General features: G+C 69.5%; 19 protein-coding genes, 2 rRNA genes and 1 riboswitch. Of the genes, 16 read left to right on the plus strand and 5 right to left on the minus strand.

Annotated elements, in window-relative coordinates; all coding sequences use genetic code 11:
• From G3I40_RS20330 to G3I40_RS20385, 12 genes are all read left to right on the plus strand, one after another.
• Positions 1-319, plus strand: a 23S ribosomal RNA gene (locus G3I40_RS20330); the annotation flags it as partial.
• A gap of 87 nt (positions 320-406) precedes the next feature.
• Positions 407-523 (plus strand): 5S ribosomal RNA (rrf, locus tag G3I40_RS20335).
• Positions 524-674: 151 nt separating this feature from the next.
• Positions 675-1,283, plus strand: a complete 609-nt coding sequence (locus G3I40_RS20340) for a CDP-alcohol phosphatidyltransferase family protein (RefSeq protein ID WP_164303561.1) — start codon at positions 675-677, stop codon at positions 1,281-1,283.
• Positions 1,284-1,397: 114 nt separating this feature from the next.
• The gene (locus G3I40_RS20345) at positions 1,398-3,893 is read left to right on the plus strand and encodes a mannose-1-phosphate guanyltransferase (RefSeq protein ID WP_164303562.1); all 2,496 of its coding nucleotides are present in this window, start codon (positions 1,398-1,400) and stop codon (positions 3,891-3,893) included.
• 89 nt (positions 3,894-3,982) lie between these two features.
• Positions 3,983-4,888, plus strand: coding sequence for a DUF881 domain-containing protein (locus G3I40_RS20350; protein WP_164303563.1), 906 nt, complete (start codon positions 3,983-3,985; stop codon positions 4,886-4,888).
• On the plus strand, positions 4,885-5,217 hold the full coding sequence (locus G3I40_RS20355) for a small basic family protein (protein ID WP_008749169.1): 333 nt from the start codon (positions 4,885-4,887) through the stop codon (positions 5,215-5,217). The genes G3I40_RS20350 and G3I40_RS20355 overlap by 4 nt, the downstream gene beginning before the upstream one ends.
• Before the next feature lie 5 nt (positions 5,218-5,222).
• The gene (locus tag G3I40_RS20360) at positions 5,223-6,104 is read left to right on the plus strand and encodes a DUF881 domain-containing protein (RefSeq protein WP_164303564.1); all 882 of its coding nucleotides are present in this window, start codon (positions 5,223-5,225) and stop codon (positions 6,102-6,104) included.
• Between the two features lie 82 nt (positions 6,105-6,186).
• Positions 6,187-7,128, plus strand: coding sequence for an FHA domain-containing protein (locus tag G3I40_RS20365; protein ID WP_164303576.1), 942 nt, complete (start codon positions 6,187-6,189; stop codon positions 7,126-7,128).
• A 27-nt stretch (positions 7,129-7,155) separates the two neighbouring features.
• The gene (locus tag G3I40_RS20370) at positions 7,156-7,887 is read left to right on the plus strand and encodes a MerR family transcriptional regulator (RefSeq protein ID WP_164303565.1); all 732 of its coding nucleotides are present in this window, start codon (positions 7,156-7,158) and stop codon (positions 7,885-7,887) included.
• Positions 7,888-7,973: 86 nt separating this feature from the next.
• On the plus strand, positions 7,974-8,447 hold the full coding sequence (locus G3I40_RS20375) for a bifunctional nuclease family protein (protein ID WP_005475662.1): 474 nt from the start codon (positions 7,974-7,976) through the stop codon (positions 8,445-8,447).
• Between the two features lie 183 nt (positions 8,448-8,630).
• Positions 8,631-9,251, plus strand: coding sequence for a MerR family transcriptional regulator (locus tag G3I40_RS20380; RefSeq protein ID WP_164303566.1), 621 nt, complete (start codon positions 8,631-8,633; stop codon positions 9,249-9,251).
• 46 nt (positions 9,252-9,297) lie between these two features.
• Positions 9,298-10,692 (plus strand): DNA polymerase IV, encoded by a 1,395-nt coding sequence (locus tag G3I40_RS20385; protein ID WP_164303567.1) that lies wholly within the window; start codon positions 9,298-9,300, stop codon positions 10,690-10,692.
• 19 nt (positions 10,693-10,711) lie between these two features.
• Here the strand turns inward: G3I40_RS20385 and G3I40_RS20390 are convergent, their stop codons facing one another.
• Positions 10,712-11,089, minus strand: a complete 378-nt coding sequence (locus G3I40_RS20390) for a PRC-barrel domain-containing protein (RefSeq protein WP_343244969.1) — start codon at positions 11,087-11,089, stop codon at positions 10,712-10,714.
• 112 nt (positions 11,090-11,201) lie between these two features.
• Positions 11,202-11,297: riboswitch (glycine riboswitch) on the plus strand.
• A 182-nt stretch (positions 11,298-11,479) separates the two neighbouring features.
• Between G3I40_RS20390 and gcvP the strand changes: the two genes are divergently transcribed.
• Entirely contained in the window at positions 11,480-14,365 is a 2,886-nt protein-coding gene (gene gcvP / locus G3I40_RS20395) for an aminomethyl-transferring glycine dehydrogenase (protein ID WP_164303569.1), read from the plus strand.
• 61 nt (positions 14,366-14,426) lie between these two features.
• On the opposite strand, the gene G3I40_RS20400 is transcribed toward gcvP, so the two are convergent.
• Together G3I40_RS20400 and G3I40_RS20405 are read right to left on the minus strand one after the other, a co-directional pair.
• The gene (locus tag G3I40_RS20400; RefSeq protein WP_164303577.1) at positions 14,427-14,627 is read right to left on the minus strand and encodes a DUF5999 family protein; all 201 of its coding nucleotides are present in this window, start codon (positions 14,625-14,627) and stop codon (positions 14,427-14,429) included.
• A 313-nt stretch (positions 14,628-14,940) separates the two neighbouring features.
• Positions 14,941-15,525 carry a hypothetical protein gene (locus G3I40_RS20405; RefSeq protein ID WP_164303570.1) on the minus strand — a complete coding sequence of 195 codons (585 nt, stop codon included), beginning with the start codon at positions 15,523-15,525 and terminating at the stop codon, positions 14,941-14,943.
• Positions 15,526-16,060: 535 nt separating this feature from the next.
• On the opposite strand from G3I40_RS20405, the gene G3I40_RS20410 reads away from it, so the two are divergent.
• Positions 16,061-17,581 carry a glutamate-cysteine ligase family protein gene (locus tag G3I40_RS20410; RefSeq protein ID WP_164303571.1) on the plus strand — a complete coding sequence of 507 codons (1,521 nt, stop codon included), beginning with the start codon at positions 16,061-16,063 and terminating at the stop codon, positions 17,579-17,581.
• A 6-nt stretch (positions 17,582-17,587) separates the two neighbouring features.
• On the opposite strand, the gene G3I40_RS20415 is transcribed toward G3I40_RS20410, so the two are convergent.
• On the minus strand, positions 17,588-19,357 hold the full coding sequence (locus G3I40_RS20415; RefSeq protein ID WP_164303572.1) for a substrate-binding and VWA domain-containing protein: 1,770 nt from the start codon (positions 19,355-19,357) through the stop codon (positions 17,588-17,590).
• 189 nt (positions 19,358-19,546) lie between these two features.
• On the opposite strand from G3I40_RS20415, the gene G3I40_RS20420 reads away from it, so the two are divergent.
• Positions 19,547-20,347, plus strand: coding sequence for a type II CAAX endopeptidase family protein (locus G3I40_RS20420; RefSeq protein WP_164303573.1), 801 nt, complete (start codon positions 19,547-19,549; stop codon positions 20,345-20,347).
• Positions 20,348-20,351: 4 nt separating this feature from the next.
• Here the strand turns inward: G3I40_RS20420 and G3I40_RS20425 are convergent, their stop codons facing one another.
• Entirely contained in the window at positions 20,352-21,161 is an 810-nt protein-coding gene (locus G3I40_RS20425) for a PhzF family phenazine biosynthesis protein (RefSeq protein ID WP_164303574.1), read from the minus strand.
• Positions 21,162-21,270: 109 nt separating this feature from the next.
• Between G3I40_RS20425 and G3I40_RS20430 the strand changes: the two genes are divergently transcribed.
• On the plus strand, positions 21,271-21,959 hold a 689-nt coding region (locus G3I40_RS20430), incomplete at its 3' end, for an FAD-dependent oxidoreductase (RefSeq protein ID WP_343244970.1).

Consider the following 21,959-nt stretch of genomic DNA (forward strand, 5'->3'; position numbering starts at 1 on the left):
GTTTAGAACGTCGTGAGACAGTTCGGTCCCTATCCGCTGTGCGCGTAGGAGTCTTGAGAAGGGCTGTCCCTAGTACGAGAGGACCGGGACGGACGAACCTCTGGTGTGCCAGTTGTCCTGCCAAGGGCATGGCTGGTTGGCTACGTTCGGAAAGGATAACCGCTGAAAGCATCTAAGCGGGAAGCCTGCTTCGAGATGAGGACTCCCACCCCCTTTGAGGGGTTAAGGCTCCCAGTAGACGACTGGGTTGATAGGCCAGATCTGGAAGCCCGGTAACGGGTGGAGGTGACTGGTACTAATAGGCCGAGGGCTTGTCCTCAGTTGCTCGCGTCCACTGTGTTGGTTCTGAAACCACGAACAACCCCGTACATGGTCACGTACGGTGCGGTTGACAGTTTCATAGTGTTTCGGTGGTCATAGCGTGAGGGAAACGCCCGGTTACATTCCGAACCCGGAAGCTAAGCCTCACAGCGCCGATGGTACTGCAGGGGGGACCCTGTGGGAGAGTAGGACGCCGCCGAACTAAATTTGATAGAAAACCCCCGTCCGGGGATACCGGGCGGGGGTTTTCTGCGTTTGCCCCAGTTCCTGGGGTACCCCGTGGCTCGGCCGGACGGTGGCTGAGGGTAAAGTCAGGGGGCATCGTTGGCTCGTTTCCCACAGGAGGCCCCCGGGTGGAGGTCCAGGAGACCCGCGTTCAGACGGACCGGGTCCTCACCATCCCGAACATCCTCAGCATGGCGCGTCTTGTCGGCGTCCCTCTCTTCCTGTGGCTCATCCTCAGGCCTGAGTTCGGTGGCCCCAAGAGCGACGGCTGGGCGCTGCTGGTGCTAGCGCTGAGCGGTGTCAGTGACTATCTGGACGGCAAGCTCGCCCGCCGCTGGAATCAGATCAGCAACCTGGGCCGGCTCCTCGACCCTGCGGCGGACCGGCTCTACATTCTGTCCACGCTGGTCGGTCTGACCTGGCGCGAGATTCTTCCCCTCTGGTTGACCGCGGCACTTCTGGCGCGGGAACTGGTCCTTCTGGTGATGGTGGGGATCCTCAGGCGTCACGGCTATCCGCCGCCGCAGGTGAACTTCCTCGGCAAGGCCGCCACCTTCAATCTCATGTACGCCTTCCCCTTGCTGCTGCTCAGTGACGGAAGTGGCTGGGTCCATGAACTCGCTGCTATTTTCGGATGGGCGTTCGCCGGATGGGGTACAACCCTGTATTGGTGGGCAGGGATCCTGTACGTGGTTCAAGTCCGCCGCCTTGTCAAGGCGGACTCCATGGCCGATTGAGCTCGCCCTTGAGCGTTGGGTGAGGCCAAGCGGCCCGCATCGTGACAACTGCGGGTCATTTAAGGCGGGCGAAGTCGGCTAGACAGTCGTCTCTTCAAGGAGGACGCTTCCGACATGAAGGCCGTCGTGATGGCCGGAGGCGAAGGCACGCGCCTTCGCCCCATGACCTCGAGTATGCCCAAGCCGCTCCTGCCGGTGGCCAATCGGCCGATCATGGAGCATGTGCTCAGGTTGCTCAAGCGGCATGGGCTCAGCGAAACCGTGGTCACCGTACAGTTCCTGGCTTCACTTGTCAGGAACTACTTCGGGGATGGCGAAGAGCTCGGAATGGAGCTCACCTATGCCAATGAGGAGAAGCCACTCGGCACTGCCGGCAGCGTGAAGAACGCTGAGGAAGCGCTGAAGGACGACGCTTTCCTCGTGATCTCGGGTGATGCCCTGACCGATTTTGATCTCACCGAACTCATCAATTTCCACAAGGAGAAAGGCGCACTTGTCACAGTATGTCTGACGCGTGTGCCCAATCCGCTGGAATTCGGCATCACCATTGTCGATGAAGAAGGCAAGGTCGAGCGGTTCCTCGAGAAGCCCACGTGGGGGCAGGTCTTCTCCGACACCGTGAACACGGGTATCTACGTGATGGAGCCCGAGGTCTTCGACTACGTCGAGGCCGATGTTCCAGTGGACTGGTCCGGTGACGTCTTCCCGCAGCTGATGAAGGAAGGCAAGCCGGTCTACGGCTACGTGGCCGAGGGGTACTGGGAGGACGTCGGCACGCACGAAAGCTATGTGAAGGCCCAGGCCGACGTGCTGGAAGGCAAGGTCGACGTCGAGCTCGACGGGTTCGAGATCTCGCCCGGCGTGTGGGTCGCCGAAGGGGCCGAGGTACACCCCGACGCCGTGCTGCGCGGGCCGCTGTACATCGGTGACTACGCCAAGGTCGAAGCCGATGTGGAGATTCGCGAACACACGGTCATCGGCTCGAACGTCGTCGTGAAGAGCGGGGCCTTTCTGCACAAGGCCGTCGTGCACGACAACGTCTACATCGGGCAGCACAGCAATCTGCGCGGCTGTGTCGTCGGCAAGAACACCGACATCATGCGGGCCGCCCGGATCGAGGACGGCGCCGTCATCGGTGACGAGTGCCTGGTCGGCGAGGAATCGATCGTCCAGGGCAATGTGCGGGTGTACCCGTTCAAGACCATCGAGGCCGGCGCCTTCGTCAACACGTCGGTGATCTGGGAATCCCGCGGCCAGGCCCATCTCTTCGGGGCTCGTGGCGTCTCGGGAATCCTGAACGTGGAGATCACGCCCGAAGTCGCCGTGCGCCTGGCCGGTGCCTATGCGACGACCCTGAAGAAGGGGTCGACCGTGACCACCGCCCGAGACCACTCGCGTGGTGCCCGGGCGCTCAAGCGGGCGGTCATCTCCGCACTGCAGGCCAGCGCCATCGACGTACGGGACCTGGAGAACGTGCCTCTGCCGGTGGCCCGGCAGCAGACCGCCCGGGGCAGCGCCGGCGGGATCATGATCCGTACGACACCGGGTGTGCCGGACTCCGTCGACATCATGTTCTTCGACGAGCGCGGCGCGGACCTGTCGCAGGGAGGCCAGCGCAAGCTCGATCGTGTCTACGCCCGACAGGAGTACCGGCGCGCCTTCCCCGGTGAGATCGGGGACCTGCATTTCCCGTCGAGCGTCTTCGACTCGTACACCGGTTCGCTGCTGCGGAACGTGGACACGACCGGGATCGCCGACGCAGGGCTGAAGGTCGTGGTCGACGCGTCCAACGGAAGTGCGGGGCTCGTGCTCCCCAGCCTGCTGGGGCGCCTCGGCGTCGACGCGCTGACGATCAACCCGGGGCTCGACGAGGCGCGGCCCACCGAGACCGCGGACGCGCGGCGGTCCGGGCTCGTGCGACTCGGAGAGATCGTCGCCTCGGCGCGGGCCGACTTCGGAGTCCGGTTCGACCCGGTCGGTGAGCGGCTCTCGCTCGTCGACGAGAAGGGGCGGATCATCGAGGACGACCGGGCACTCCTGGTGATGCTCGATCTCGTCGCGGCCGAGCGGCGCAGCGGGCGGGTCGCCCTGCCCGTGACGACCACGCGGATCGGTGAGCAGGTCGCCGCGTACCACGGCACGCAGGTGGAGTGGACGACCACGTCGCCCGATGACCTCACGCGGGTCGGGCGCGAGGACGGGACGATCTTCGGTGGCGACGGGCGCGGCGGGTTCATCGTGCCCGAGTTCAGCAGCGTGTTCGACGGGGCGGCGGCCTTTGTGCGGCTCATCGGCCTCGTCGCGCGGACGCAGCTGACGCTGAGCCAGATCGATGCCCGGATCCCGCGGGCTCACGTGCTCAAGCGGGATCTCGCGACTCCTTGGGCCGTGAAGGGGCTCGTCATGCGGAAGGTCGTGGAGGAGGCCGGCGACCGGTCCGTCGACACGACCGACGGCGTGCGGGTCGTGGAGGCCGACGGACGCTGGATCATGGTGTTGCCGGCGCCGGCCGAGGCCGTCACTCATCTGTGGGCGGAAGGGCCCGACGACGCTTCCGCGCAGCAACTGCTCGACGAGTGGTCGGCCGTGGTGGACAGCGCCGGACGCTGACTCCTCGTACATGCCGGTCGGTGCCCGCCGCGGGTGCCGACCGGCACGCCGTTGGGGCCATTCGGAGGTAGCGGCCACGACGTGCGACGATGTGCGGCATGCCGCAGCAGCCCCCCGTTCGGAGCACCCCCAAGCGCCCCACGCGCCCCGATGCTTCCATGTCGCTGCTGACCAATGTGATGGACCACAGCCTGGACGACGGGTACGGGGAGGCCGCGGCGCGCAAGCGAGCCCTCGGGCAGAGCGGACTGCCGAAGACGCTGCGCGCGAAACTGGGACTCGCGGCGGGACTTGTGCTCGCGGCGCTCGTGGTGACCGTGGGGGCCGCGCAGGCCCGCATCGCCGCGCCGGTCGTGGCCAAGGAGCGCGAGGAGCTCATCGACCGTATCGACGAGGAGACCGATGCGGCCGACAAGCTGGAAGGTCGGGTCGATTCGCTGCGCACCGACGTGGGGGACATGCAGCGCGAGGCGCTGAAGAAACACGGCGGCGAGCAGGGCGAGTTGGTGGGGGTGCTTTCGGGGGCCGTCGCCGTGCACGGACCCGGTGTGAAGCTCGTCGTCAACGACGCGAAGTCGGCCGAGTCCGGTGGCGGGGGCGGGCCGCGGGAGAGCGCCGGCTTCTCCGACACGGGGCGAGTGCGCGACCGTGACATGCAGCGCGTCATCAACGGCCTGTGGCAGTCCGGTGCCGAGGCCGTCAGCATCAACGGGCAGCGGCTCACCGCACTGTCCGCGATCAGGGCCGCGGGGGACGCGATACTGGTCGACAACAAGCCGCTGGTGCCGCCGTACACGGTGCTCGCGGTGGGGGACGGGCAACGGCTGAGCACCCGGTTCCAGAACAGTCCTGACGGGATGTACCTGCACGCCCTGCAGGAGAACTTCGGGATCAGGACCGGCATTTCGGCTCAGGACGACCTCAAGCTTCCCGCCGCCCCCAGCGTGATCGTACGTACAGCACAACCGAGACAAGAGCAGAAGGGCACATCGTGATCGCCGTACTGGGCCTCGTCGTGGGAGTCGTGGTCGGGCTGTTCGTCCGGCCCGAGGTTCCGGCGGTGGTCGAGCCCTACCTTCCCATCGCCGTGGTCGCGGCGCTCGACGCGGTGTTCGGCGGGCTGCGCGCCATGCTGGACGGGATCTTCGACGACAAGGTGTTCGTCGTGTCGTTCCTGTCGAACGTCGTGGTGGCCGCGCTCATCGTCTTCCTGGGGGACAAGCTGGGCGTCGGGGCCCAACTGTCCACCGGTGTGGTCGTGGTGCTCGGCATTCGCATCTTCTCCAACGCGGCCGCCATCCGGCGGCACGTCTTCCGGGCGTGAGGCCGATGAACGCGGACGAACACGGCGGCGACGCCGGCAACTCCGAAAAGGCGGGGCACCGGCCGGCGGCCGAGCACGCGCACCGCCTGCGCAAAGAGCTGCCCGACGAGGTCGAGGCCGTGGCCGGTGCGCGGGAACCGGAGCCGGCCGGCGAGTCCCCGCTGACCGGGCGCCAGCGGCTCGTGAAGGGACTGTGGCCACCGCGCGTGTCACGCGCCCAACTCACCGTCGCCGTGCTGCTGTTCGTGTTGGGCCTCGGGTTGGCGATCCAGGTGCGGTCCAACAGCGACAACAGCGCCCTGCGCGGCGCGCGGCAGGAAGATCTCGTGCGCATCCTCGATGAACTCGACGACCGGACTCAGCGTCTGGAAGATGAGAAGCAAGGTCTCGAGGACCAGCGCACCGAGCTGGAGAACAGCTCTGACCAGGCCGAGGAGGCGCGCAAGCAGACGGTCGAGAAGGAGCGGCAACTCGGCATCCTCGCGGGCACCGTGGCCGCGCAGGGCCCCGGGATCACCATGACCGTCACGGACACGAAGGGTTCCGTCGAGGCGGACATGCTGCTCGACGCGATCCAGGAGCTGCGGGCGGCCGGCGCGGAGGCGATCCAGGTGAACGACGTCCGCGTCGTGGCCAACACCTATCTGACGGACGGGAGCGGGGGCAAGGGGGTCAGCGTGGACGGACAGAAGATCAGTCAGCCGTACGTCTTCAAGGTCATCGGCAAGCCGCAGGACCTCGAACCGGCCCTCAACATTCCCGGAGGTGTGGTGCAGACCCTGGAGAAGGAGCAGGCCACAGTGGCTGTGAGCCGCTCGGAGAAGATCGTCGTGGATGCCTTGCGTGCGGCGCAGCGGCCTGATTACGCTCGGTCGTCCTCGCGGTGAGCCGAGGGTGCATGGGGGATGTGGTGCGAGGGCATGAGGTTGCGGGGGGTCGGCGCACCCCAGGCGGGGTACGTGGTGGAAACTGTTTGGCGGATACGGACGTTGTGAGGATGTCCGTGTCAGTGACGTATGTCGGTGTGTGCAGTCAGGGTTCGTCCTGCCCCACGGGCGGGTCTGTTTCGGTCAAGGGGAATCGCCCGTGAAGTTGTTTGGGAAGTTGTTCGGCAAGAGCGCGCGCGACGATGCCCGTCATCGTGCGCCGCGCCACGGAGACGTGCCGGAGACGCAGGTGGGCGAGCGCCCGCTGTTCCGGGACCAGGTCGGCGGTGACAATTCGGGCGGACAGGGCGCGTCGTCTGTTGACCCTGCCGGTTCCGGCCGCATAGGTTTCGGGGAACCGTCAACCTCAAGTACGGGTGGAGGGTTCGGCTCCGACCCGTACGCGTCCCAGGCCCCCGCGGGGCAGCCGCGGCAGGAGGATCCGTCCATGTCGTCCCTGGTGTGTACGAGGTGCGGAAACCGGAACGGCGAGAACAGCCGGTTCTGCTCCAACTGTGGTGCGCCCCTGCGGGGCGGCGTGGCGGCCGAGGGGCCGTCCGAGACGACGTCCACGATCTCCATCTCGGGTCTCGAGTCGTACGACCCCGAGGCCACCGGTCAGACGCAGCTGCCGACGCTGTCGCCCGAGGCGCAGGCCGCGGTCGACGCGCTGCCGCTGGGCTCGGCGCTCCTGGTCGTGCGGCGCGGTCCGAACTCGGGCAGCCGCTTCCTCCTGGACGGCGACCTGACGACGGCCGGGCGTCACCCGCAGAGCGACATCTTCCTGGACGACGTGACCGTGTCGCGCCGCCACGTGGAGTTCCGTCGCCTGCAGGACGGCTCCTTCACGGTGTCGGACGTCGGCAGCCTGAACGGGACGTACGTGAACCGTGAGCGCATCGACTCCGTGACGCTGAACAACGGCGACGAGGTGCAGATCGGCAAGTACCGGCTGGTCTTCTACGCGAGCCAGCGAGGTATCTGACCCATCCGCGAGCCTTCAGGAAGGTCCATGCTGCATACGACGAGGGGCGGTGCCGGCGCCGGCACCGCCACCACGGACAGTCGGCTGATGAGCATCGGCACCGTACTGAACGTGCTGCGCGAGGAGTTCCCCGAAGTCACCATCTCCAAGATCAGGTTCTTGGAGTCGGAGGGACTCATCGAGCCGCAGCGGACGCCTTCGGGCTACCGCAAGTTCAGCCCGGACGACGTCGAGCGGCTCGCCCACGTTCTGCGGATGCAGCGGGACCACTATCTGCCGCTGAAGGTCATCAAGGAGCAGCTCGAGGCTCTGGAGCGGGGCGAGCCCCTGCCCGTGCCCGCTCCCGGGCTGCCCGGCGACGCGGCGGACGAGGCCGAGGAGGCCCCCACCGCCGCCCGCGTGGGCCGCGACGAGCTGCTCGCTGCGGCGGGGATCGACGAGGGACAGCTCGACGAGTGGGAGTCGTACGGGCTCATCGCTCCGTTGCCGGACGGCGCTTATGACGCCTCGGCCGTATCCGTCGCCGAGCTGGTGGGGGAATTGGGCCGGTTCGGCATCGAACCGCGGCACCTGCGGGTGATGCGGGCGGCCGCGGATCGTGAGGCCGGTCTCGTGGACTCGGTCGTGGCCCCGCTCAAGGTGCACCGCAATCCGCAGACCAGGGCCCTCGCGCAGGCGCGGGCCAAGGAGCTCGCGGGCCTCACGGTCCGTCTGCACACGGCGCTCGTACAGACCGCACTCGGGGTGCGTCTGCCCTGATCCCAGGGGCGGGCGAGCGCCGTGGGCCCGGTCCTCGGTACATGCCCGACTACCCAAACCGGCCGGGCACGTCCTAGGGTTGCTGTGTGAACGAGCTCGACGTCGTAGGTGTCCGGGTCGAAATGCCCTCCAACCAACCGATCGTGCTCCTGCGTGAAGTGGGAGGCGACCGCTACCTCCCCATCTGGATCGGACCGGGGGAGGCGACGGCCATTGCCTTCGCCCAGCAGGGCATGGCCCCCGCACGTCCGCTGACGCACGACCTCTTCAAGGACGTGCTGGAGGCGGTCGGACAGGAGCTCACGGAAGTACGCATCACGGACCTGCGGGAAGGTGTCTTCTACGCGGAGCTGGTGTTCGCCAGCGGCGTCGAGGTCAGCGCCCGTCCGTCCGACGCCATAGCGCTGGCCCTGCGCACCGGGACGCCGATCTTCGGCAGCGACGGGGTCCTGGACGACGCGGGGATCGCCATCCCCGACGAGCAGGAGGACGAAGTGGAGAAGTTCCGCGAGTTCCTCGACCAGATCTCGCCCGAGGACTTCGGGACCAACAGCCAGTGACCGACTCGGGGCAAGGCCGCCCAGCGGCGGCCGCCCCGGCACATTCGGCTAGCCTTTCCCCGCGGTGGGATACGGGAAACCACTCCTAGGGTGATTATCACTCGGCGTGGCGAGTGTGGCGTTCGTTGACGCACCCCTTGTGACTGCCTACCGTCGAGTGGGCAGGTCAAAGAGGAGGTCGGCGTGAGAAGCAGCGGCGACGGTACGGCGACGGGCGGTCCGTACTCGTTTCACGGCAGCGCGGCCGATCACACTCCGCAGCGCCCGCAGGCGGTGCCTGCGGTGGCGGGGGAGAGCGGCGAAGCGACTTGCGAGCAGATCGGATATCGGGGGCCGACCGCGTGCGCGGCGGCCGGCATCACCTATCGGCAGCTCGACTACTGGGCGAGGACCGGCCTCGTCGAGCCGAGCGTGCGGTCCGCGTACGGGTCCGGCACGCAGCGCCTGTACAGCTTCCGGGACGTCGTTGTCCTGAAGGTCGTCAAGCGTTTCCTGGACACGGGGGTCTCCCTGCAGAACATCCGCACCGCGGTGCAGCATCTGCGCGAGTGCGGCTTCAGGGACCTCGAGCGCATGACGCTCATGTCCGACGGCGCGACCGTCTACGAATGCACGTCCCCGGCCGAGGTGCACGATCTGCTCCAGGGCGGGCAGGGGATCTTCGGCATCGCCGTGGGCGTGGTCTGGCGGGACGTGGAGAGCGCCCTGTCGCAGCTGCACGGGGAGCGTGTCGACACCGGTGAGACCCTCGTGCGGAACAATCCCGCGGACGAGCTCGCGAGACGCCGCAACCGGGCCGTGTGACGCGCGCTCGGCCCCGTTGTCAGTGGCGTAGGGCAGCATCGGTGGTGTGAGAACGGCGCCGACGATCCTGCATCTCGACATGGATGCCTTCTACGCCTCTGCGGAGCAGGCGGCGAAGCCGAGCCTGCGCGGGAAAGCCGTTGTCGTGGGCGGTCTGGGTCCGCGCGGAGTCGTGGCCACGGCGTCGTACGAGGCGCGGAAGTTCGGGGTGCACTCGGCGATGCCGATGGGCCAGGCCCGTCGGCTCGCGCCGCATGCCGCCTATCTCGTGCCGCGGTTCCGGCTCTACCGGGACGTCAGCGAGCAGGTGATGGGGCTGCTGCGGGAGCTTTCGCCGCTGGTGGAGCCCTTGAGCCTGGACGAGGCGTTCGTGGATCTGGAGGCCGGTGAGGTGGCCTGGGACGAGGCGTCCGCGGAGGCCGTGGGCAGACGGCTGCGGGCGGACATCCGGCGCGTGACCGGACTGACCGGGTCCGTCGGGCTCGCCGTCTCCAAGATGCTGGCGAAGATCGGGTCGGAGGACGCCAAGCCGGACGGACTCGTGCTGATACGCCCGGGGACGGAGCGGGCGCACATCGGGCCGAGATCCGTACGGATCCTCCCGGGCGTCGGGCCCGCGACCGGCGACCACCTACGGCGGGCCGGGATCCTCACCGTGGCGGAGATCGCGGAGGCGGGCGAGGACGAGCTGGTGCGGCTGCTGGGGAAGTCCCACGGGAGTCATCTGTACGCCATGGCGCTGGCCCACGACGAGCGGCCGGTCGTGGCCGAGCGGGACTCGAAGTCGGTGTCGGTCGAGGACACGTACGACGTGGACATCCACGATCGGGTGCGGGTCCGCGGGGAGGTGCAGCGGCTCGCCGACCGGTGTGTGGAGCGACTGCGGGCGGCCGAGCGCTCGGGGCGGACCGTGGTGCTCAAGGTGCGGCGGTACGACTTCTCGACGCTGACGCGGTCGGAGACGCTGCGCGGGCCCACGGACGACCCCGGGGTGGTGCGCGAGGCGGCGGCGCGGCTGCTGGAGTCCGTGGACACGACCGGAGGGGTGCGACTGCTTGGGGTCGGGGTGAGCGGGCTCGCCGACTTCACGCAGGAGGACCTCTTCGCCCAGGCGGCGCACGCCGCTCAGGAGGCCCGGGCGGCGGTCGACGAGGCGCAGGCGCAGAGCGCGAGCGTGGAGGCGGCGGTCTCGCAGGAGGCACAGGAGGCGGTGGCCGAGCCCGTCGAGCGCAGGTGGATGGCCGGGCACGACGTGCGGCATGCCGAGTTCGGGCCCGGGTGGGTGCAGGGCAGTGGGCTCGGGCGGGTCACCGTGCGGTTCGAGACGCCGTACGCGACCGCGCCGGGGCGGGTGCGGACGTTCCTGGTCGACGATCCCTTGCTGGTACCAGCGGAGCCGTTGCCCCTGGTCGAGGGGCCGGTGCCGGTCGCGGAGGCCTGAGGAGGGCGGGGCGGTCGCCTCAGGTGGGGTCTTCCTCGGCTCCTGCGACGTGGCCGAACGTGACGTCCTGCGGGGGCGCGGGGGCCGTGATGTCGAGGCCGTAGTGGTGGTACAGCTGGAGTTCCTGCTCGGGGGAGAGGTGGCGGCCCACGCCGAAGTCGGGGGAGTCCTTGATCAGCGCGCGTTCGAAGGGGACGCGGAGGGTGCCGTCGACCAGCTCGCTGGGCTCCAGGGGGACGAAGGCGTCGCGGCTGAAGAGGCCCGTCCGTATCGCCGCCCACTCCGGAACGCCGGTGGCGTCGTCGAGGTAGACCTCGTCGATCGTGCCGATCTTGGAGCCGTTGCGGTCGAGTGCCTTGCGGCCGATCAGGTTGCGCGGATCGATGTCGGTCTGCACGGGCCCTCCAGCTGGTCGCAACTCGTGTGTAAGCACTACGAAAGAGCACATTTGATCAGTCGGCCACTCGGGGGATGGTCCTGTGGCCGCTGGTAGGCTGACAGGCGGCTGCTGACCCCGTGCGGGAGAGTCCTCCGACCGTCGTCGGAGGCGCCGAAGGAGCAAATCCTCCCCGGAATCTCTCAGGCCCCTGTACCGCACGGACGAGGTCACTCTGGAAAGCAGGGCGGGGTGCTCATGTCCGCTCTCACCGACGGTGAAAGCCGGTGTGCCCGTGATCGCGCGGGCGGACCGGTGAAGCTCTCAGGTTGAGATGACAGAGGGGGAGGCCGTCCGGGCACCCGCGCCGTGGTGCCCCTCGCAGGTCGCGATGACCAGGAGGCCTCCGCCATGACTGCCCACCGTATCCCGCTCTCCCAGTTGGAGCAGGGAATCCCCTTCGAGCAGCGCCACATCGGTCCGGACGACGCCGCACAGGCCAAGATGCTCGCGCAGGTCGGCTACGGCTCGCTCGACGAACTGACGGCGGCCGCGGTGCCGGATGTGATCAAGAGCGCCGAGGCGCTGGAGCTGCCGGGTGCGCGGACCGAGGCCGAGGTGCTCGCCGAGCTCCGCTCCCTCGCCGACCGCAACCAGGTGCTCGGTTCCATGATCGGGCTCGGCTACTACGGGACCTTCACGCCGCCCGTCATCCTGCGCAACGTCATGGAGAACCCGTCCTGGTACACGGCCTACACGCCGTACCAGCCGGAGATCTCGCAGGGCCGGCTGGAGGCGCTGCTCAACTTCCAGACCATGGTCGCCGAGTTGACCGGCCTGCCGACCTCCGGAGCCTCCCTGCTCGACGAGGGCACGGCCGCCGCCGAGGCCATGGCGCTCTCGCGGCGCATCGGCAAGGTCAAGGACGGCGTGTACGTGGTGGACGCCGACGCGCTGCCGCAGACCGTGGCCGTCATCCAGACGCGGGCCGAGCCGACCGGCGTCGAGATCGTCGTCGCCGACCTGAGCGACGGGATTCCGGCCGAGGTCGCCGAGCGCGGCGTCGTGGGTGTGCTCGTGCAGTACCCGGGGGCCTCCGGCGCCGTGCGCGACATCAAGCCCGTCGTGGAGCAGGCCCACGAGCTGGGCGCCATCGTCACCGTCGCCGCTGATCTTCTCGCTCTGACGCTGCTGACGTCGCCCGGTGAGCTGGGTGCCGACATCGCCGTGGGTACGACGCAGCGCTTCGGCGTGCCGATGGGCTTCGGCGGCCCGCACGCCGGCTACATGGCCGTGCGCGAGAAGTTCGCGCGGTCCCTGCCCGGGCGGCTCGTCGGCGTCTCCGTCGACGCCGACGGGAACAGGGCCTACCGCCTCGCCCTGCAGACGCGCGAGCAGCACATCCGACGCGAGAAGGCCACCAGCAACATCTGTACGGCGCAGGTACTGCTCGCCGTCATGGCGGGGATGTACGCGGTCTACCACGGGCCGGACGGCCTCAGGTCCATCGCGCGGCGCACCCACCGCTACGCCACGCTCCTCGCCGCCGGTCTGGCGGCGGGCGGCGTCGAGGTCGTGCACGGGGCGTACTTCGACACCGTCACCGTGCGGGTGCCCGGCAAGGCCGCCGAGGTCGTCGGCGCGGCCCGGCAGGGTGGTGTCAACCTGCGCCAGATCGATGCCGACCTCGTCTCGCTCGCTTGTGACGAGACCACCACGCGCGAGCAACTCGGCGTCGTCTGGGGTGCCTTCGGTATCGAGGCCGACATCGAGGCGCTCGACGCGGAGACGGCGGACACGCTGCCCGAGGGCCTGCTGCGCGGCGACGAGATCCTGACCCACCCCGTCTTCCACCAGCACCGCTCCGAGACCGCGATGCTGCGCTACCTGCGCCGGCTCGCCGACCGAGACTACGCGCTCGACCGCGGCATGATCCCGCTGGGCTCCTGCACGATGAAGCTCAACGCGACGACGGAGATGGAGCCGGTCACCTGGCCCGAGTTCGGGCAGCTGCACCCCTTCGCCCCGGCCGAGCAGGCCCAGGGCTACCTCACGCTCATCCGGGAGCTGGAGGAGCGGCTCGCCGAGGTCACCGGGTACGACAAGGTGTCGCTGCAGCCGAACGCCGGCTCGCAGGGTGAGCTGGCGGGGCTGCTCGCCGTGCGCGGTTACCACCGGGCCAACGGCGACGAGCAGCGGACCGTCTGCCTCATCCCGTCGTCGGCCCACGGGACGAACGCGGCGAGTGCCGTCATGGCCGGCATGAAGGTCGTCGTCGTGAAGACCGCCGACGACGGTGAGATCGACGTCGAGGACCTGCGCGCCAAGATCGAGCAGTACGCCGAGCAGCTCGCCGTCCTCATGATCACGTACCCGTCGACGCACGGCGTGTTCGAGGAGCACGTCGCCGACATCTGCGCCGCCGTGCACGACGCCGGCGGTCAGGTGTACGTGGACGGCGCCAACCTCAACGCCCTGGTGGGGCTGGCCAAGCCGGGGCACTTCGGTGGCGACGTCTCGCACCTGAACCTGCACAAGACGTTCTGCATCCCGCACGGCGGCGGCGGTCCGGGTGTCGGTCCGGTCGGTGTGCGCGCGCACCTCGCGCCGTACCTGCCCAACCACCCGATGCAGCCGGCCGCGGGCCCGGAGACCGGCGTCGGTCCGATCTCAGCGGCGCCGTGGGGCTCCGCCGGCATCCTGCCGATCTCGTGGTCGTACGTACGCCTCATGGGCGGCGAGGGGCTGAAGCGGGCGACGCAGGTCGCCGTGCTCTCCGCGAACTACATCGCCAAGCGGCTCGAACCGCACTTCCCTGTGCTCTACACCGGGCCCGCCGGGCTCGTCGCGCACGAGTGCATCATCGATCTGCGGCCGCTCAGCAAGACCACGGGGGTCAGTGTCGACGACATCGCCAAGCGGCTCATCGACTACGGGTTCCACGCGCCGACCATGTCGTTCCCGGTGGCGGGGACGCTGATGATCGAGCCGACCGAGAGCGAGGACATCGGGGAGCTCGACCGGTTCTGCGAGGCGATGATCGCCATTCGCGGGGAGATCGAGCGGGTGGCCTCCGGCGAGTGGCCGGCGGACGACAACCCGCTGCGGAACGCTCCGCACACCGCCGGGATGCTGGGCGGCGACTGGGAGCACGCGTACAGCCGCGAGGAGGGTGTGTTCCCCGCGGGGGTCGTCGCCGCCGACAAGTACTGGCCGCCGGTGCGCCGCATCGACCAGGCCTTCGGCGACCGGAACCTGGTGTGCTCGTGCCCGCCCATGGACGCCTACGAGGGATGACGGCCGAGGGGAGTGCGCGGCCGACCTCGCGGTCGGGCCGGTCGCGCAGTTCCTCGCGCCTCTAGGCGGCGGTGACGACCGCTGCCAGTGGGCGGTGCGGGGCGATGATCGTGCCGTTGGGCAGCAGTTCGCCGGTGTCCTCGAAGAGCAGGACCCCGTTGCACAGGAGGCTCCAGCCCTGCTCCGGGTGGTGAGCCACGGGGAACGCGGCCTCCCTGTCAGCGGAATCTGCTGTCGGGCACGATGGCTGGTGCTGGCACATGGATGGGATCTTTCGCTGCGTAGTGATCTCGATGACGTTGCTGTCCGTGCTGCGGCGTGAAGCGTTGCTCATGGCCGCCCCCGTTTTCAGTCGGTCGGAACCCAGTGTTGCCCTGTGGGCGTCAATCCGCAGGGATTTCCTTGCAGCGGTCCTCACAGGTTGGAGACGCATCACCCATGCGGACGGTTCAGCTCAACTGGACTGTCTCTTCGGGTGGTTCGGGGTGGCCGGATGGGGCTAGTCCGGTCGGGCAGGGCTGTGCCCCGCGGCCGGACGGCGGTCGGCGCGGGGCACAGGTCCTCGAAGTCGCCGGTCAGGCCAGCAGGGTGGCCCGCGGCGGGGTCAGGCGCAGCGTGAGGACGGGCAGCAGTTCCGCGACCCGGTGCGGACGGTGCGCCGCGATGCCCGGTGGCGCGGGTGCCAGCGGGACCAGGATGTCGTCCGCCGCTGGATGACCGGTGGCGGCGTCGGCGGTGACGTCGCCGTGCAGCCACAGGGTGAGCATGTACAGCTCCGGGACCGAGAGCAGTCGCGGCTGGTAGGCCTTCGGCAAGGACTCCGCCTGGCGCAGGGCGTGCTCGGTGGAGGTCACGTAGGGACCTTCGAAGAAGTGCGAGAAGGCCCAGCCGTCCGGGGTGAGCATGGTGTCGGCCGCGGCCACCGCCCGGTCCCCGCAGCGGACCAGGAAGCGCCAGCCGGCGAGACGGGTGGGCGAGGGGCCGGTCGTGCCGGTGATGTGGTCCAACACGTGGACGGGCAGCGGGAGTTCGGGGCTTGCGGGTCCCTGTGCGGCGCGCAGGGACGGGGTGCGGGCCTCGCGGACGGCGGTGGGGGAACCTAGGGCCGTGAGGACACTGCGAAGTGCGGGCGCGGGAGCCGGGGGAACGTGCAGCGGCATGGTGGTATCGCCTCTCAATCGACAGGCACGTGGTGCAGGGCGGTGCGCGGGACGAGCGGACGGCGCTGTCTGCTGCGGGTGCGCGGGAGTGCGCAGGGGTACGCGGGCCAGAGGGGGCGGGGGGCCTCGGCCGCGGGCGCCAACTCTCTGTCTCGTCCGCGGAGTTTATACGACGCTTGTTCTCACAATGTTTCCGCTACCAGGCCCACAACGATGTGCAAGGGGCTATTCGGCCGTCACGGCAGTGCTGTTCTGCCGACGTCCGGTCGATTTCCTGTGAAGCCGCGCCTCGTGACCTCGGGTTCTTTCCACCGGCCGGTCGGCTGATTCTCGTCGGTGTTTTTCACCAGACGCCCGTAGATGAATCTGCGTTTCGCCGCATGCCTAAGGAATGTGCCGCGGGGTAACTGCCTTGAGCGTACCGCTCCGTGGGCTCGTGCGGGGCGTTATGGATCACAGAGCCTGGGCATCATCCAACGTGACATGCGGCCGGGAGGGTTCTCGCCCGGCCGCCCCTGCGAGGAGGGACGCTTCCATGGGGGAGAAGGTCGTTGCGGGCGCGGTCGACCTGGCCGACCGGCGGCGCTACCGGGACAAGCTGAAGGAGTGTCTCGCGGGGCTCGAGCGACTCTTGGGCGAGAAGCGGTTCGACCGGCCCAGGAATCTCATGGGTCTGGAGATCGAGCTGAATCTCGCCGGGCCCGACGGGATGCCGAGAATGATGAATGCGGAAGTACTGGAGCGCATCGCGAGCCGGGATTTCCAAACGGAACTCGCCATGTTCAATCTCGAAGTGAACATCGCCCCGCATCGCCTCGGCGGACGCGTTCTCGACCAGCTCGCGGAGGAACTGCGCACCGGGCTCGGTTATGCCCATAGAAAGGCGAACGAGGTCGATGCCGGAATCGTGATGATCGGCATTCTGCCGACGCTGGCCGCCGACGACCTCGTCTCCGCGAACCTCTCGGACGTCGACAGGTACACGCTGCTCAACGACCAGATCGTGGCCGCGCGCGGCGAGGACTTCCTGCTTGACATCGACGGCGTGGAGCGACTGACCTGCACGTCCTCGTCGATAGCGCCCGAAGCCGCTTGTACGTCCGTGCAGTTGCACCTCCAGGTCACGCCCGCCCGCTTCGCCGACGTGTGGAACGCGGCGCAGGCGGTGGCGGGGGTGCAGATCGCGCTCGGGGCCAACTCGCCGTTCCTGTTCGGGCGCGAGCTGTGGCGGGAGTCGCGGCCCCCGCTGTTCCAGCAGTCCACGGACACGCGGCCGCCCGAGCTGCAGGCGCAGGGCGTGCGGCCCCGGACCTGGTTCGGGGAGCGGTGGATCGACTCGGCGTACGACCTCTTCGAGGAGAACCTGAAGTACTTCCCGCCGCTGTTGCCGATGCTCGACGAGGAGCGGCCGCTGGAGATCCTCGACAAGGGCGGTGTGCCGAGCCTCGCCGAACTCGTGCTGCACAACGGCACCGTGTACCGCTGGAACCGGCCTGTCTACGGCATCGTCGACGGGGTCCCGCACCTGCGCGTGGAGAACCGCGTGCTGCCCGCGGGCCCCACCATCACCGACGTCATCGCCAACACCGCCTTCTACTACGGCGTCGTAAGGGCGCTCGCGGAGGACTCGCGGCCCGTGTGGTCGCGGCTGCCCTTCGAGGCGGCCGCCCGCAACTTCGACACCGCCTGCCGGTACGGCATCGACGCGCGGCTGGAGTGGCCGCGGCGGGGCCGGTTCGGCGGAACCGAGCAGGTGCCCGCCGTCACCCTCGTCCGGGACGAACTGCTGCCGCTCGCGGCCGCCGGGCTCGACGCATGGGGGGTCGAACCCGCCGACCGGGACCGCTACTTGGGCGTGATCGAGCAGCGCTGCGCGCGGCGTACGAACGGTGCGGCGTGGCAGGCGGCGACGTACCACCGGGCGCTGGAGAGCGGTCTCGCCCGCGATGCGGCGCTCGCGGCGACCACGCGGCGCTACGCCGAGCTGATGCACCTGGGAGAGCCCGTGCACACCTGGCCCGTCGGGCTGCCGGAGCCCGCCGTCCCGCTCGGCTGAACCGGCTCAGTTGCTCTTGGCGCCCGCCTGGACGATGGCCTTGAGGATGACCTGCTGGATGTCGGCCGGGTCACTGACCTGGTGACCCGAGCCGCCGGTCGCCTCGGCGATCTGCTCGACCTCGTCCTTGTCGGTGTCCGGACCGACGGCGATGACGATGAGGGGCACCGGGTGCTCGGCGTCGGTGAGTTCACCGAGCCGGGAGATCAGGCTGCTGCGGGAGATGGAGTCGGGGTCCTGGTTGACGCCGTCGGTGACCACCACCACGGCGTTGAACTTGCCGCTCTTGTACGACGACGTGGCCTCCTTGTAGGCGGCGAGCGTCGTGTCGTACAAGCCGGTGGCCCCGCCCGGCACCGGCTGCAGGGAGGTGAACGCGTCGGACAGGCGGTCGCGCTGGGTGCCCGAGCCCTTGCGGTCGCCCAGGCGCTCGGTGGGGACCAGCTTCTTGTAGTCGCGCTTGCCGTCGAGGAGCGTCGAGAACTCCCACAGGCCGATCTCGTCCTCCGGGGTGAAGGTCGACAGGGCCGCCAGCATCGACGCCTTCGTCACCTCCATCCGGGACTCGCCGCGGCCCGGCACCGGGTTCGACATGGAGGCGGAGGCGTCCACGATCGTGGTGATGCGGGCGCTCTGCACCGTGATCGTCCACATGCCGAGGGTCTCCTCCAACTCCTCGTCGCTGGGCGGCTGCGACGTGGGCTCCGCGTACGGCTGCGGGGAGCGGGCGCCGGCCTGCGCGGCGATCGCCTCCGGTGAGGCGCCGTCCTCGGTGCGAAAGCCGTGCTTCTCCAGGACCGCGCGGCCGTCGGGGGCGCCGAGCAGCGTCATGAAGCGGACGGCGGCCCGGCTCTCCACGGTACTCAGGGCGGGCTCGTCGACCAGGGAGAACGGGTAGTTCAGCTCGGGCGAGCCGTCCTTCGGGTAGAAGAGCTCCAGGTCGCTGCCGGTGGCGGCCTCGGCGTTGTGCGCGAAGGCGGCCTGCTCGGAGAGGATCAGGGCCTGGTTGCGGCGCGGATTGCCCTGCTCGGTGCCGGAGTCGCCGCGCGCCACGGTGTCCATCAGCTGGCTGTCGCTGTCGGACGTGCGCTGGGAGAGGACCTTCGCCATGGCCGCGGCCTGGGTTCCGTCGTCGCCGGACTTCTGCGCCGCGGCCGACAGCTTGGTGAGGGCGAGCAGGCCGGTGGAACTGCGCGCGGGGTCGGCCGCGCCCAGGCGTAGCTTGTCGTCCTCCATGGCGGCGCCCGTCAACTGCGTCCAGCTGTACGTCTTGTCGGGCCAGCCGAAGGCCTTCGCGGCCGACGGCACCATGCCCACGCCGAGCGGCGTGGAGGCGATGTTCCCGGCCGACGAGACCGGGGTCGCCTTGGTGTTCTGCTCGACGCGCTGGATCCACATGTCCGAGTCGGGCACCCACACCTGGTAGTCAGGCGTGCCCTTGCCCGCGCGCAGCGTGTCGGCGACCTTGTAGGAATCGCGCCCCGTGACGCTCACGTCGAGGCAGTTGCCGTCCGAGGTGACCTTGTCCTCGCGGGCCCTGTCGGCCGCGGACTGCAGCGCGGGGGCCACGTCGGGGGAGGCGACGACGCCGATGTGCACCGTGTCGTCGCAGCCGTCGCCGAGGCCGAGGAGGTCACTGCGGACCGCCAGGGCCGTGCCCGCCGCGACGACGAGGACGAGGGCCGTCGCGATGGCCACCGTGCGGCCCCGCGACCGGGGCCGTGGGCCGGCCGCGGCCGACCCGTACGCGTCGGGCATGCTGCTGTGACGTCCCATGACGGTGGTGCCCCTCCCTGAACCATGAAGGCAGTTGCGATATAAGCGGTGAAGCAAGGGAGGGAGAGGCGTGCCGGACTGCGGCGCTCCGCCCCCCTCGGCCTGTCGCGCGCGATCTTCGTACCTATATTCGAGACCCTAGCGGGGCGGCGTGAGGGATGAGGCGGGATTACTCAAGTGGAGGCAGGTGTGCAGGTGGAGGCGGGGTCGGTGGCCGGTTCTTTTCCTCAGGAGGGGCTCTCGCGACGATTTCTGCGGGACGAGACGCTGCTCGTATTGGGGCTTTCGCTCGGTGCGAGTGGCGTGTCCGCGCTGATCAGCTTTGTCGGATCGGTCACCAAACCGGGCGGTCTGAAGGACCAGGCGGCGACGCTCAACGCGTCCGCGGCGCCGGGGCGGCCCTGGCTTGATCTCGCTTGGCAGTTGTTCGGGATCGCGAGCGCGCTGGTGCCCGTCGCGCTCGTCGCGCACTTCCTGCTGCGGGAGGGCGAGGGCCTGCGCACGATCGGCTTCGACCGGACGCGTCCGTGGTTCGACGCGGCGCGCGGCGCGGGGATCGCCGCGGTGATCGGCAGCTGCGGGATCGCCTTCTACCTGGCCGCCCGCGGCCTCGGTTTCAACCTCACGGTGGTGCCGGAGGCGCTGCCCGACGTGTGGTGGAAGTACCCCGTGCTGATCCTGTCGGCGGTGCAGAACGCCGTGCTCGAAGAGGTCATCGTCGTCGGCTATCTGCTGCGCAGGCTCGGGCAGTTGGGCTGGACGCCGGGCACGGCGCTCGTCGCGTCGTCCGTGCTGCGCGGCTCCTACCACCTGTACCAGGGCATCGGCGGGTTCTTCGGGAACCTCGCGATGGGCGTCGTCTTCGCCTACCTGTACCGGCGGTGGGGACGGGTCGGGCCACTGGTCGTGGCCCACTCCCTGTTGGACATTGGTGCGTTCGTCGGTTACGGGCTGCTCGCGGGGAAGGTGGGCTGGCTGCCCACCGCGTAGCGCCTCACGCGTGCAGCTCGCCGTCGATGACGGTGACCGCGCGGCCGGTGAGCAGGGTGCGCTCGCCGCGCAGGCCCACCCGGACCAGGCCGGTACGCGCCGAGGCCTGCAGCCCCGTGAGATCCGTGCGGCCGAGCCGCGGTGCCCAGAACGGTGCCAGCGCCGTGTGGGCGCTGCCGGTCACCGGGTCCTCGTCGATGCCGACGTTCGGGAAGAAGCAGCGCGACACGAAGTCGTAGCCCCGGGCGGGGTCCTCGGCGCGGGCCGTGGCGATGACGCCGCGCGTGGAGTGCGCGGCCAGCGCCCTGAGGTCGGGGGCCAGGCCCAGGACGGCCTTCTCGTCGGGCAGCTCGACCAGCAGGTCGCCGATCGAGGGGCCGGTGTCGTGCACGGAGAGCGGCTGCACGCCGAGCGCTTCGGCGAGACCGGCCGGGGCCCGCTCCTCGGTGAGCGGCGCCGTGGGGAAGTCGAGGGAGAGGGAGCCGTCCTCGTGCGGCGTGGCGACGAGGACGCCGCTGCGGGTGGCGAACCGGACCGGGCCCCGCGTCGTGCCCGTCGCGTGCAGCACGTGCGCCGTGGCGAGCGTGGCGTGGCCGCACATGTCGACCTCCGTGGTGGGCGTGAACCAGCGCAGGGCCCAGTCCGCGTCGCCGCCCCCGGGCAGGGGGTGCGCGAAGGCGGTCTCGGCGTGATTGACCTCGGTGGCGACGTTCTGCAGCCAGGCGTCGTCAGGGAAGGCGTCGAGGAGCAGGACGCCGGCCGGATTGCCGGCGAAGGGGCGGTCGGTGAAGGCGTCGACGATACGAATTCGCATGTCAGGGACGGTAATTGACGATCCCGGGCCGCGGCCAAGGCCAATGCGGCACGACTGGCCTGTGTGCCATGCTGGACGCGGGAGTTCGCCGCCGTCCAGGGAGGCGCTCGTGAGGACCGGGAACGCGCGGCGGCCCGTGCGCGTCGCCGTCGTCGGAGTGGGCATCGTCGGGGCCTGCGTGGGCTGGAACCTTTCGCGGCGCGGGGCACACGTGGTCCTCATCGATGCGGGCCTGCCGGGCGAAGGCGTCACCAACTGGTCGTTCTCGTGGGTCAATGCCGGCAACAAGACCGTGCGCAGGACCTACTTCGACCTGAACGTCGCGGGGATGCGGGCGCACCGCGAGCTCGCGGCGACCATCGGCCCGCACTCGTGGTGGCATCCCAGCGGCCACCTGCGCTGGGCCGACGAGCCCGCGGCGCAGGCGCAACTCCTCGACAAAGCCGCACTGCTGGCCGACCGCGACTACCCGGTCGAGGTGTGCACGGGGGCCGAGGTGCGCCGTCGCCTGGAGCCCGCTCTGCGGGTGCCCGACAGGACTCCGGTCCTCTTCTTCCCCGACGAGGCGTGGGTGCACGGACGGCATCTCGTAGGCCTCCTGGTCGAACGGGCCGTCGCGACCGGCGCCGAACTGCGGTCCGGGGCCGCCGTCCGCGCGCTCGGCACCGGCCCCGACGGCGGCATCCGGACGGTGACGCTGTCCGAGGGGGAACGCCTGGACGTCGACGCCGTCGTGAACGCGGCAGGACCCGACGCGGCCCACGTCGCAGGGCTCGTCGCGCGGCGCCTGCGGATGCG

Source organism: Streptomyces sp. SID14478, assembly GCF_010548525.1.
Lineage (GTDB): Bacteria > Actinomycetota > Actinomycetes > Streptomycetales > Streptomycetaceae > Streptomyces.